Origin of the sequence: Acinetobacter sp. Ver3, from assembly GCF_000632455.1 — a bacterium.
In the GTDB taxonomy this organism is placed as follows: Bacteria; Pseudomonadota; Gammaproteobacteria; order Pseudomonadales; family Moraxellaceae; genus Acinetobacter.
Genome location: NZ_JFYL01000008.1, coordinates 65,342 through 78,250, shown reverse-complemented (window position 1 = coordinate 78,250; position 12,909 = coordinate 65,342). Strand labels below are relative to the sequence as shown.

At 37.5% G+C, this 12,909-nt stretch carries 9 protein-coding genes; 4 read left to right on the top strand and 5 right to left on the bottom strand.

Going from position 1 to position 12,909, the window contains the following annotated elements; all coding sequences use genetic code 11:
* Positions 1–182: 182 nt before the first annotated feature.
* Complete coding sequence (locus CL42_RS04255) at positions 183–1,409, bottom strand: pyridoxal phosphate-dependent aminotransferase (protein WP_035265512.1); 1,227 nt, start codon at positions 1,407–1,409, stop codon at positions 183–185.
* A 215-nt stretch (positions 1,410–1,624) separates the two neighbouring features.
* Between CL42_RS04255 and CL42_RS04250 the strand changes: the two genes are divergently transcribed.
* Positions 1,625–1,807 carry a hypothetical protein gene (locus tag CL42_RS04250; protein WP_035265510.1) on the top strand — a complete coding sequence of 61 codons (183 nt, stop codon included), beginning with the start codon at positions 1,625–1,627 and terminating at the stop codon, positions 1,805–1,807.
* 41 nt (positions 1,808–1,848) lie between these two features.
* On the opposite strand, the gene CL42_RS04245 is transcribed toward CL42_RS04250, so the two are convergent.
* The 4 genes from CL42_RS04245 to CL42_RS04230 all read right to left on the bottom strand — a co-directional run bounded on the left by CL42_RS04245 (position 1,849) and on the right by CL42_RS04230 (position 8,869).
* Positions 1,849–4,743, bottom strand: coding sequence for a calcium-binding protein (locus CL42_RS04245; RefSeq protein WP_081403234.1), 2,895 nt, complete (start codon positions 4,741–4,743; stop codon positions 1,849–1,851).
* 260 nt (positions 4,744–5,003) lie between these two features.
* Positions 5,004–6,446 carry a sensor domain-containing diguanylate cyclase gene (locus CL42_RS04240; RefSeq protein ID WP_035265508.1) on the bottom strand — a complete coding sequence of 481 codons (1,443 nt, stop codon included), beginning with the start codon at positions 6,444–6,446 and terminating at the stop codon, positions 5,004–5,006.
* A 145-nt stretch (positions 6,447–6,591) separates the two neighbouring features.
* Positions 6,592–8,007: a sensor domain-containing diguanylate cyclase gene (locus CL42_RS04235; protein ID WP_035265506.1), complete on the bottom strand. Its 1,416-nt coding sequence runs from the start codon at positions 8,005–8,007 to the stop codon at positions 6,592–6,594.
* A 76-nt stretch (positions 8,008–8,083) separates the two neighbouring features.
* Positions 8,084–8,869: a hypothetical protein gene (locus CL42_RS04230; protein ID WP_035265504.1), complete on the bottom strand. Its 786-nt coding sequence runs from the start codon at positions 8,867–8,869 to the stop codon at positions 8,084–8,086.
* Positions 8,870–9,059: 190 nt separating this feature from the next.
* On the opposite strand from CL42_RS04230, the gene uvrB reads away from it, so the two are divergent.
* The 3 genes from uvrB (at position 9,060) to rarD (ending at position 12,857) form a co-directional block, all read left to right on the top strand.
* Positions 9,060–11,081, top strand: a complete 2,022-nt coding sequence (gene uvrB / locus CL42_RS04225) for an excinuclease ABC subunit UvrB (RefSeq protein WP_035265502.1) — start codon at positions 9,060–9,062, stop codon at positions 11,079–11,081.
* Between the two features lie 122 nt (positions 11,082–11,203).
* On the top strand, positions 11,204–11,806 hold the full coding sequence (locus CL42_RS04220; protein WP_035265500.1) for a lipocalin family protein: 603 nt from the start codon (positions 11,204–11,206) through the stop codon (positions 11,804–11,806).
* Positions 11,807–11,912: 106 nt separating this feature from the next.
* The gene (rarD, locus tag CL42_RS04215) at positions 11,913–12,857 is read left to right on the top strand and encodes an EamA family transporter RarD (RefSeq protein ID WP_035265499.1); all 945 of its coding nucleotides are present in this window, start codon (positions 11,913–11,915) and stop codon (positions 12,855–12,857) included.
* Positions 12,858–12,909 lie beyond the last annotated feature (52 nt).

Sequence of the window (12,909 nt, the reverse complement as noted above, 5' to 3'; positions counted from 1 at the left end):
TTTTTAAAAAATCTCTGACTTTTATCCAATCCTAAAAGCACATTTTTTTCGCTTCAGTGAGCGAGCGTATTAACCAAAAGGTTTTATGTTGCGTATTGGGTTATGTAGGTGCATGAAGGTGTTTAGATTTAATAAAAAAACCCGCGAAAATCGCGGGTTTTTGATCTGATTAATTTATCAGATTATTTTTCAGCTGCGATAGAAGCAATTGCTGCATCTACGCCTTCGATTGAGTCAGCTGCTTTTTTGATACGTGCAAGCGCATCAACCAATACTTCATCTGCTGTTGCATATGAAATACGCATATAACCGCCTAAACCGAATGCATCACCAGGAACAACCGCAACACCAGTTTCTTCCAATAACCATGCAGAGAATTCTGTGCAAGATTTTAAACCTTTTGCACGGATCAATGGACGAATGTTTGCATAAGCATAGAATGCACCGTCAGCAGGTAAGCATGTAATGCCTTTGATATCATTCAAGCCATTAACAACTAAATCATGACGGCGTTTGAAAGCTTCAATCATTGGTTTAAGTACATCTTGAGGACCATTCAATGCAGCTTCTGCCGCAACTTGCGAAATTGAAGTTGGGTTAGAAGTAGATTGTGATTGAATTTTCTTCATTGCGCCGATTAATTTAGCAGGACCAGCTGCATAGCCAATACGCCAACCTGTCATTGCATATGCTTTAGATACACCGTTGAGAACGATTACGCGATCGTAAAGATCTGGTGCAACTGTAGCAATGTTATAAAACTCGTCGTCCCAACGAATTGGTTCGTACATATCATCAGAAGCAACATATACTTCAGGATATTTACGAAGAACTTCAGCTAATGCTTCTAATTCTTCTTTGGTATAAATCATACCTGTTGGGTTAGAAGGGCTGTTTAAAACAACTAGGCGAGTTTTATCAGTAATTGCAGCTTCTAATTGAGCTGGTGTGATTTTGAAACGTTGTTCTTCACCACATTTAACAATAACTGGCACACCTTCTGCGATGATCACCATATCTGGATAGCTTACCCAGAATGGAGCAGGGATGATTACTTCATCGCCTTTATTTAACAATGCAAGCGCAAGGTTAAAGAATGATTGCTTACCGCCACAAGAAACGAGAATCTGGTTAGCAGCATAATCAAGGTTATTATCACGTTTTAATTTAGCGATAATTGCTTTTTTAAGACCTGGCGTACCGTCAACTGCGGTGTATTTAGTGAAACCGTTGTTAATCGCTGCAATTGCTGCATCTTTGATGTGTTGTGGTGTATCGAAATCCGGTTCACCTGCACCTAAACCAATAACGTTTTTACCAGCAGCTTTAAGTTCTGCAGCTTTATTGGTCACAGCAAGCGTTGGGGACGGTTTGATGGCATTGACACGATCAGAGAGACGTACGTCCACGGCAGTATTCCTTCTTATAGGGATTAAAAAATAAAAAGCACACTATCTTAGCTTAAATTGAATGTTTTAGTCGTCCAATATCTAGGCAAATTAGCAAAAAATCACGAAATTCATCGAATTTTAATGCAATGATACATATCCACATTAAACAACGTGGGTCGCATAAAAAAACAAATTTCCGTACAATAGCGTTAGATTGAAATGAGTAGTCTCAAATGAGTTCGGAAAATTTTCCTAAAAAGAAGCCTGTAGTGAATCTTCCATTTCCTATCAAGCAAGTGAATGACGCAAAGCAAGCTGATGAAGAAATTGAAGATCTACGTCCAAAGCCTCAGCGCTATGCTGATCGCACATGGATGCCTCCACGTGGTACACGTCGCTCAATGGGTAAAAGATAAAAAATAGGTGCTTTAAGCACCTATTTTTTTGCGGGGAAGAATTACACGTAACTTAAGTTTTGATCTAGAGTCAGTAAGTTGAATGTAGAACCGTCTTTAAATACGATTGATTCAACTTGATGAGCTTCACCTTTTGCCCAATCTTTAATAGTGATTTGATCAGCAGAATCTTTAAGTTTGATGATACGATCATTCCCAGAGTCTTGAACGAGTAAATCATCAATTGAGATACCAGCACCAAATTGAATGGTATCTTGACCACCTTTTTCATAGATTGTATCTACTCCAAAGCCTTGATCAAAATAGTATGTCTCGTTACCAAGATCGCCATACAATTTATCGTTACCAATACCACCATTTAAGATGTTAATCAGGCCACCATTTGCGATTAAGGTGTCATCTCCAGCGAGGCCTTTTAATTCGTTATTTACGAATTTGCTACCTGTGATAATGTTGTCAGATTGGTTACCCGTACCACTTTGTTGAATTTCTGATCCAGCAATCAAAAGTTCTTTGATTGGATTGATCAGCGTAAGGTTTTCAACATTTTCGGTTAATTGATACTGATCTGCAGAACTAATGACAGTGTCTGTACCTTCATAGTTGTGTTCAAGTACGAAGTCATATTTTGATTGTACATAATAGGTATCGTCACCACGACCACCTACGAGGACATTGATGCCTTCACCACCTTTTAGAATGTCATTGCCCCAACCACCAAAGAGCAAGTCATCACCTTTACCACCTACAAGCGTATCGTTGCCGACACCGCCTTTAATGATGTCATTACCATCTTTACCGTTTAAGGTGCGTCCGAAAACAGAGTAAGTGCTGATAATGTTGGTATTAGGGTTAAATAAGTTTGTCGCTACTGCTACAGAGCCAGCCAAATCACCTGCATATGCATAAGCAAGTTGAGTCAATGTATTAACAAGTTGATCACGTGAAGAGAAGCCATCGTCAAGTACTTCACCTTTGATGAATTGTCCAACGAAGTTTAAGCCCTCAGTCACGATTTGATTCACAACATCAAAGATACTCGCACCAGCTTTTAAGTTCGCTTTAACCACATCACCTAATAGCTCTAAATACCAAGTAAACGGACGGCTATCACCACCGTTCAATTGTGAAGTATCTACACCTAAATAGTGATCAAGAATACTTAATGGTGTGATACCTGTCCAATCACCTAGCTCACCACCCAAGTTTTCAAGAGCTTGCGTTGCGTCCATAAGTACCAATCCAAACTTACCATCAGAGCTTGGTAAATATCCTGCTGGAACAACAGTCTCGCCATCAGCATTTTTCACGCCATTCAAGAAATTGTCAGCTAAAGTTTTGATCAATACATTTGATGCTTGCCAGAATTGTTCATCCGTAATATAGATGCCTTTATCTGCAAGTGATTTACCTGTTCCTAAACGAACATATTGATAAAGGAAGTTCTGAGGATCAGCTGCTGCAACAGCTTCAGCAACTTTTAACCAGTTTTTAGTACCTTGATCCACTGCATCGTTTGATGCTAAATCTTCTTTGATCACGGTATAAATAGGGCGCCAGAAGTTTTTACCTTGTAAAGAACCAGTTGAGATAAACTTGTTATATAGTTCTTGAACTTGTTTAAATGCAGATTCACTTACGCGGTAACTGAATTGATTGTCAATTTTGTAGAATTTAGGACGACCGTCATCTGATGGATTAGATTGATCTGGTTGTTTTGGTTGACCCCATTCTCGATCAAAATGTGAGTCTGAAGGTGGAAGAGTGGCACCGATATCCTTACCAATATTTACGATGATGTCTGAAATTTGATGGATAATCGCATCACCGGCTTTATGAATTTCTTCGAAACCAGGAATGAATTTATCACCAACTTTAACCAATGGCGCAACGCTATCTAATAAATCATTCACGATGCCATCTTTGCCGATAATCAAATTACCAACCAGCTCACTTGGAATTTTTAAAATTGAATCAAGGCTAAGTTCGCCATCTTTCCATTCATTTTTGTGGTGTGTATCTTTTGCTTCTACATTTGAGCCGAGGGCTTCACCAGCACCACTGAGTAAATTCGATGCTGCATCGATAATACGGTCACCTAACTCATGAACAACTTCAAATGGTTTACCAAGTAGAGCATTACCTGCTAGGCCAATAGGAGAAGCCACATCTAAAACTGTATTGACTAAATTTGCTGTGGTGACTAAACCATTACCTAGTAACTGAGCTGGAATAGAAAGTACTGAGCTAAATTTGAAATCAGGAACATAATCGAAAATAGGTTCAAGTGCATTTTCAACTTGATTTGCAACTGTATTCACAATTGATTTTAGGTTTTCAGTAGCTGATGGAAGCTCTTGAGACCATTCATTATCATAATGCGTATCTTTAGGTTCAATAGTCCCGCCAATCGCTGAGCCAATGTCATGAGCCACATCAGAGACAGCATCAATAATCGTATCACCTGCTTTATGAACAACATCAAAACCAGGGATAAGCGCATTTCCTGCAATAGCAATCGGTGCAGCAGCATCAAGAATATCATTGGCAATATTGGTTGCACCAATAATGGTGTTTCCAATTAAATCCCCAGGAAGGCTTAAAATATTATCTAAGCTGAGTTCTTTGTCTTCCCACTCATTTTTATGATGAGTGTCATTCGGTTCGATGGTTGCACCAAGTGCTTTACCCACTGAATTCACTGCATCTGAAGCTGCATCAATAATTTTATCACCAAGTTCGTGCACTGCTTCGAAAGGTTTGCCAAGTAAAGCATTGCCTGCTAAACCAATAGGAGAAACTACATCAAGAACAGTATTCACAGCATTGGTGGCAGCGATTAGACCATTACCAACGAGTTGAGCTGGAATTGAGAGAACTGAACTTAATTTGAAGTTAGGTAAGTAATCGAATGATTTATAATTGAACAAAGCCATTGTTATAGTCTCTTATAAAAATAAAGTGTTTTTAATCATTGTTCGTGATTAAAGTGTGATGAGAATCACATTTTATTAATTTAAAATCAATTGCTTTTGTTAGACAAGATCATGAATTTTTTGTCATAATTTAATGAAAAATATAGTAAAGCTTATATGAGAAGAGAATAAGATTGATTTTTTTCAAAAAAACACCAGTGCAATGACTAGTGTTTCAAAAGCAAATAAAATGTATGATCTAAAAATATAAATATTATAAGCTATTGATTTTTATTGGATAAATATTTGTAGTATTGTCTCTTATGATCATACATGGATTGATCTGCACGCTTTAACATATCTTCAATTGTTTCATTCTCAAGGCTTGTAGCAAATCCCATTGATGCACTGATGATATGGTTAGAATAATATTGATTATCGATATTCAATAATTCTTGAATGGTCAAAATCGTCGACTGAACGGTAGTTTCATTTGCACCTTGCATCAAGATAACAAATTCATCACCTCCAATTCGAGAGGCTGTATAACTGGTATTGTGAATCGTTCTACTTAAGATATTACCCATTCTGCGTAAAATCTCATCACCTGCATCATGACCAAATTGATCATTAATGGGTTTAAGGCCATTCATATCTAGAAAAATTGCAGATACTGGACGAATAAGTGCGCGTTCCAATCGATGGATTTCTTCAGTGTAGAACGAACGATTTTTGAGTTTTGTTAAAACGTCGTGTTTACCTAAATATTCTAAATAGCTCTCAGCTTTTTTTCGCGCTGTAATGTCCGTTAGGGCAAGTTGTACAAGCCCCCAATCTTCTTCATAACCTGGAAACACAGTGAATTGAAGTAAAACATAGCGAATTGAACCATCCAAAGCATAATTGATCGCTTCACGACTATGATGAATTTTCCCATTCCATAGTTCGATCAATTGTTCCTTAAAAGTTTGATGCATTTCTTTCGAGAAAACTTTTTTTAGATTTTGAAATAAATCTGATTTCGTCGATGCCTTGAACAAATCCAATGTTGCTTGGTTGACGTCTAGTAATACAATGTCTTCAATGCATTGTTGTACGAAATCTTGATGCACATCTAAAAAAGTTATGAAATCATCAATACCAATTGATTTAAGATGATCGAGTCTTAATTTAATGCGACTAAAGTCTTCAACCCATAATGATGTGGGTGAATAACTAAATCTTGCTTCAGCTAATCGACGATTTTTTTCTTCTAAACGCCGAGCTTGCATATAACCACTAATATCTTCTGTAGTAAGCAAAATACGGTCTAAACTTTGTTCTGAACCAGGTAAAACGACAGCTCGCAGTTTTATGTCTAAGGGTTGACCACTCAAGGTGAAATTAGTGGTTGTACTTGTAAACTCTAATTCACCCTTCCAAAGTGCAACTAATTCCGCTACATGTGCATCAAACATTTGATGTTGGAAAATGGTGCTTAAATTTTGGGTGAGATGTTTAAGGCTTTGTGCTTCAAAAAGATCGAGTGTTTTTTGATTTACTTTAACAATCTTAATTTGATGTGCGCATAAAGTCACAAGATCTGGATTTTGCTGAAGATGTAAAGCTAAATCAGTGACCCCATCACCACGCCATTGGTTAAAGATGGTTTGAATGGCACTAAAATCTTCCAACCACATTGGGATAGGAGATAAATCAAAAATTGATGAATCAAGTATCTCCATAACTATCCTTGAACTTTTCTTTTAAAACAATAAATTGTGGATAATATAGCACTAAATTATTTTGATATAAAATTCAAATTTTTTATTATTTACGTGATTTAAGACACTTTTTTAAGCTAAGCTAACGTTGATCTAAATCCTATTCTCAATTCGTTAGATTTTTATTTTGATAAAAATGATGCTTGTTAATATACATGCATTTATCTGCACGGCGTAACATATCTTCTAAGGTTTCGCCTTGAAGTCTTGTGGCATGTCCGAGTGAAACGCTGATAGAAAGATGAGGGTGATCTAGATTATGTTGATGTATTTGAGTTTCAAGATCATGAACAAGGATTTTAACTTGCTCAACATCGGCATGAGGCATCAATAATACAAATTCATCGCCACCTATTCTAGAAATTGAAAAATCTTTTTTGTGAGTGACAAATTGAAGAATTTCGGCAAAGTTTTTTAGATACTGATCACCGACATCATGTCCGAACTGATCATTGATGATTTTTAAACCGTTCATGTCAATGTAAATACAAGACACTGGATAGAGATCAAGTTGCTCAATCCGTTCAATTTCTTCATTAAAATAAGTTCTGTTATGTAAATCAGTTAAAATGTCATGTTGACCCAAATAATGTAAGTGATTTTCTAATTTTTTTCGCTCAGTGATATCTGTAAGGGCGACTTGTATCACCGCCCAATCATCTAAATTATGTGGAAAAATATTTAACTGTTCTAAAACGAAGATTTGTTCTCCATTCGCGTTGTAGAAACTACTTTCTCGCTGTTGATATTCTTCATGATTCCACAATTGTAGTAACTGGCTTTTAAAATTTTCCAAACGTTTAATATCAAATAAATCATGAGAATGATGTAAAAATTGAGATTTATCTTTCACAGCAAAAAGTTTGAGCGCCGCTTCATTGACATCAATGAAATTTATTTGCTCAAAGCATTCCACAACAAATTCTGGATGTTGATGAATGTGTTGGTCTAAATTCTCAATGTTTTGCAAACGGAGCAGCTCAAATCTTTTTTTAATTTGGCTAAAATCCATGATCCATAGTGCTGTTGGATTATAAGTAAATAAAGATTCGGCAAAATGACGTGCTTTTTGATATTGGGAAATATCTTCGGTGGTCATGAGTAGGCATTTCCAATTATCCTCATAACCTTTTAATTTCATACCGCGTAATTGAACATCTAAACGCTTTCCATTGGTCGTATAATTAATCACTGGAATATGATGTTCAGTATTCTTCCAAAGTGATACAAAAAATTGGATTTGGAAAGTGCTGACTTCAGGATGAAGGAACTTCTGAAAACTTTCTAAAATTTCTTCTAAGTTTTTTGCTTCATACAGTTTAAGCGTACTTTGGTTAACACGTAAGGTATGAATCGTACTCAAGCAAAGGTGGAGACGACTGTGATCCTCCATCAAATATGCTTCAATATCTTCAATACCTTCAGCAGTCCATTGTTCGAAAATTTGTTTAACACCGCTGAAGTCTTGTAGCCACATCGCAATTGGAGATAAATCAAAGATGGTCAGATCTAAATGATCCATAGATGCGAGCCTTGGTGTTTAAAATTCATTCATTTATACAATATAAGTGAATGAATCTTATAAAATCAACATCTTATTAAACTGATTTTTTTGCTCGATGCTCAGGTTTTGGCGCAGAAATTGACTTAAGCCCTTGCCAAACATCAACAAAATCTTGTTCATTAATTTGGTAGAGTTCAAGTAAAGCCAATACCACACCACCCATCATGAATGCACGATCGGACTTCGGTTCATATTGGAAGGTTTGATCTTTTAGATGATAGAGGATATCTTCGATTTCAAATATGCGTTCACGTCCATTACTATCCACGGGGAACATCGGCGTTTCAATCAAAATATTGGCTAGTTTCTTTTCAGATTCATTTAAATTAAGTTGCTCAAATGCCGTTTCTAAAGAATCCGCGAACAGTAGTTCGGAAGAAAAAATGGCATATAATAAAGGTTGGTTTAATTTAGGAAAGGTTCGTTCAACGAAAGGTTTAAACGAAATCGGGAAAATCACATTTTTTGATATACCTTTGAACATGGGGGCTATTTCAGCAACTTTGTAACCTGCTACACCACAACCAACGGCTGTAATAAAATACTTTATCTTGGGGTGGTTTTTTGTATAGATCTTAAAATCATTGATGTAGTGTTCAATCTGGGATAGAGGCATTTGTTGCAAATGCTCATTCATGGTGGGTATTGCATAGCTCTGTCCAGCCCATCCGCGGCCAGCACCTTTAATCGCACCGAAATGTTGAAGTGCAATTTTTGCAGCACCACCTGCATGAGTGCCTGCTAAATTACTACCAAATACAAATACTGTATCTTCATTTAAACTGTTGATAATCGTTTCATCGTGATATTGGTAAGTCATAGTTTTTTACATCAACATGCAATTTAAGTTCATGGTGCAATTGATTGCTGTAAGGGTCAAGTAAAATTGATTGAATTTATGGTTTTCACCCTCATCATCAGATGAGTAAATCATAAAGATTTGAGCAAGCAAGCCATGCATTACCAGTGTTATTGCATATTTTCATCATCTGTATAGCGAGAATTATCGAGTGAGTGACAGTCGTCCATTTGAATTAGTAACTAATTACGAGCCTGCAGGTGATCAACCTCAAGCGATTGAGAAACTTGTTAAAGGAGTACAACAAGGTTTTAAGGATCAATTGCTATTAGGGGTAACAGGCTCTGGTAAGACCTATACGATGGCGAATGTGATTATGCAATTACAACGTCCTACTATTGTAATGGCACACAACAAAACCCTTGCGGCTCAACTCTATGGAGAATTTAAAGCTTTTTTTCCACATAATGCTGTTGAGTATTTTGTAAGTTATTACGACTACTATCAGCCAGAAGCATACGTACCGTCATCTGATACTTTTATTGAAAAGGATTCTGCTATTAATGATCACATCGATCAGATGCGGTTGTCCGCAACGCGTGCTTTGCTTGAGCGTAAGGATGCCATTATCGTTGCTTCGGTGTCCGCCATTTATGGTTTAGGTGATCCTAACGCCTATATGAATATGCTCTTACATATTGTGACAGGTGATCGAGTCAGCCGTGATGAGTTGATTCGTCGATTGGTAGAAATGCAATATACGCGTAATGAACTCGAATTTTTACGAGGTACTTATCGAATTCGTGGAGAAATTCTTGATATTTTCCCCGCAGAGTCAGAACAAAATGCAGTGCGGATTGAGCTATTTGATGATGAAGTGGATTCGATCCGCTGGTTTGATCCTTTGACTGGAAAAATGATTCGTAAAGTCCCACGAATCACGATTTATCCAAAAAGTCACTATGTGACGCCTAAAGATAACTTACAGCGTGCGATCGAAACGATTCGTGAAGAACTCAAAGAGCGCTTGGCATATTTCAGAGCTGAAGATAAATTGCTTGAAGCTCAACGTATTGAACAGCGTACTCGATATGACCTTGAGATGATGCAACAGCTTGGTTATACCAATGGTATTGAGAATTACTCGAGACATTTATCAGGTCGACCAGCTGGAGAGGCCCCGCCAACGCTTTTCGACTACCTGCCTGAGGATGCATTACTTATTATTGATGAATCGCATGTTACGGTTCCTCAAATTGGTGCGATGTATAAAGGCGATCGATCACGTAAAGAAAATCTAGTGAATTATGGTTTCCGCTTGCCAAGTGCATTGGATAATCGACCAATGAAGTTTGAAGAGTGGGAACGTATTATTCCTACTACAATTTATGTCAGTGCGACGCCTGCCAATTATGAATTAGAAAAATCAGAACAAATTGCCGAGCAGGTGGTGCGTCCAACAGGTTTGATTGACCCCGTTATTGAGATTCGTCCAGTATTGACTCAGGTGGACGATGTCCTTTCGGAGATTAATCAACGTAAAGATAAAAATGAACGTGTCTTGGTCACAACGTTAACCAAACGCATGGCTGAAGATTTGACTTCATATTTAAAAGAGTACGGGATCAAAGTGGCTTATCTGCACTCTGATATCGATACTGTTGAACGTGTGAAGATCATTCATGAATTACGAACAGGTGTCTACGATGCATTGATTGGAATTAACTTACTCCGTGAAGGTTTAGACATGCCTGAGGTATCTTTAGTCGCAATTTTAGATGCCGATAAAGAAGGCTTTTTACGCTCAGAACGTTCACTTATCCAAACCATTGGTCGTGCTGCTCGAAATGTTGAAGGAAAGGCTATTTTATATGCAGATCGGATTACGGATTCAATGCAAAAAGCAATTGATGAAACGGAGCGTCGCCGTACCAAACAAATTAATTTTAACTTAGAACATGGCATCACTCCGCGTTCAGCAGTCCGCCAAGTCATCAAAGAAATTGATACTGGTGAAGAGTATGACGATGAGTCAATTGATGAGAGAGTATCGGGACAAGCACGTGCATTAAGTGCGGATGAGCGCCATATAGTTTCCGATCCAAAACTATTGGCAAAACATTTGGCTAAATTAGAGAAGGAAATGCTCAAAGCTTCGAAAGAGCTTCAGTTTGAGCAAGCAGCGCGTTTCCGTGATGAGATCGTGCGTTTAAAAGCACAGTTAATTCAGTGATTTAATTTACAGAAAACACTGTAAAATCATCACATAACGTAACATTAAGCCGAAAAATAACCGTTATTGTTGAAGAGTAAATGAATACTCACAAACAAATTCAATAAATAGGGGTTATTTAGATGATCAAGAGTCTCCCATCTGCTGGTTTCAATGTTAGCAAGATTGTATTGGGTGGTGCCTTATTGGTTGGTTTAGGGGCAGCAACGATGGTTTATGCTCAGGACAAGCCACTCAATACTGTTGAAAAAGTTGAACTCGATAAATACTTAGGTGTTTGGTATGAAGTAGCACGTAAGCCACTTTATTTCCAAAACAAGTGTGATCGTGATGTGACTGCGACATATACATTAAATGAAAATGGTAATGTGACTGTTGATAACCGTTGTTTTACCGCTGACGGTAAAGTTACCCAGTCAGTGGGTGAGGCATTTGTACAAAATCAGCCATTTAATACAAAATTGAAAGTCAGTTTCTTGCCGAGTGCTATTCGATGGTTACCAGTTGGTCGTGGCGACTACTGGGTGCTGAAACTGGATGAGGATTATCAAACTGTACTCGTGGGTGAGCCTAAACGTAAGTATATGTGGGTACTTTCTCGCACGCATAATCCTGATCAAGCAGTCGTGAATGAGTATCTTGATTATGCTAAATCTGTTGGTTATGACTTAAGTGATGTGATACGTACAAAGCAAACGGGTCAACAACCTGGTTCAACAAAATAATGTTGAAAATGATGAGAACCACGCTAAAGCGTGGTTTTTTTATGCTTCGACATCTATTGATATGAATTATAGCTATAATATCGTTTGGTAAAATTTAGGTTCAGATATGTTAAAAGGTATAGCATTGTCAGTTATGGCATCAGTGACATTTGGGGTGCTATATTTTTATACGTATTTTCTTAGACCACTAGACAGCGAGCAGACCTTTGCTTGGCGAATGTTAGCAACATTACCTTTTTTAACGCTGTTTATGTGGTGGTCGGGTGATCTAAAATATGTTCGAGAAATTTATAATAAAATTTGCAAACAACCATCTATTTTAATTTGGCTCTTGATCAGTTCATTTTTGTGTACAACTCAACTCTGGTTATTTTTGTGGGGACCAATCAATGGTCGGGGGCTTGAGGTTTCTTTAGGATATTTTTTGTTGCCTCTGGTGATGGTTCTCTTTGGTTGCGTTCTTTACAAAGAAAAGCTCTCAAAGTGGCAAATTGCAGCAGTGTTTTTTGCAATTCTTGGTGTCAGCCATGAAATCTGGCGCATCGGTACTGTGGCATGGGAGACCATGTATGTTGCTGTGGCTTATCCGATCTACTTTTTTTTAAGAAGAAAATTTGGAACAGATCATTTAGGTGGATTCTGGTGGGATTTATTGCTGGTGATTCCAGTTGCTATTTTTCTAGCATTTTTTTATTCAAACACATTGCCCCTGATTATTGAGTTTAAATATCTCATTTTAGCCGTACTAGGTCTAGGTTGCTTAAGCGCCTTAGGGCTTGGAAGTTACATCTTGGCGAGCAGATATCTTCCATTTGTGATTTTTGGGTTATTGAGTTATTTAGAGCCAATTTTGTTGGCAGGAGCATCAATAGCAATGGGTGAACGCGTGGAAGCAGGAGAATGGTTGACTTATATTCCAATTTGGTTTGCTGTATTGCTCCTTATTTTGGAAGGTGCAATTTATCTCTATCGTCAAAGAAGAACTGAAAAGTTACTTCAATATCAACATAAGAAACTACAATCGCGTCTAGCCCAAAAAGATGAGCACTAAGTTTCATATCATTACATAAGGATGAGTTATACATAAGAGTTTTTGACTGAAT

Excerpts from the sequence above, each read along its gene's own strand:
- CL42_RS04250 (WP_035265510.1), top strand. The coding sequence starts at position 1,625 with ATGAGTTCGGAAAATTTTCCTAAAAAGAAGCCTGTAGTGAATCTTCCA.
- CL42_RS04245 (WP_081403234.1), bottom strand. The coding sequence starts at position 4,743 with ATGGCTTTGTTCAATTATAAATCATTCGATTACTTACCTAACTTCAAA.
- CL42_RS04240 (WP_035265508.1), bottom strand. The coding sequence starts at position 6,446 with ATGGAGATACTTGATTCATCAATTTTTGATTTATCTCCTATCCCAATG.
- CL42_RS04235 (WP_035265506.1), bottom strand. The coding sequence starts at position 8,007 with ATGGATCATTTAGATCTGACCATCTTTGATTTATCTCCAATTGCGATG.
- CL42_RS04230 (WP_035265504.1), bottom strand. The coding sequence starts at position 8,869 with ATGACTTACCAATATCACGATGAAACGATTATCAACAGTTTAAATGAA.
- CL42_RS04220 (WP_035265500.1), top strand. The coding sequence starts at position 11,204 with ATGATCAAGAGTCTCCCATCTGCTGGTTTCAATGTTAGCAAGATTGTA.
- rarD (WP_035265499.1), top strand. The coding sequence starts at position 11,913 with ATGTTAAAAGGTATAGCATTGTCAGTTATGGCATCAGTGACATTTGGG.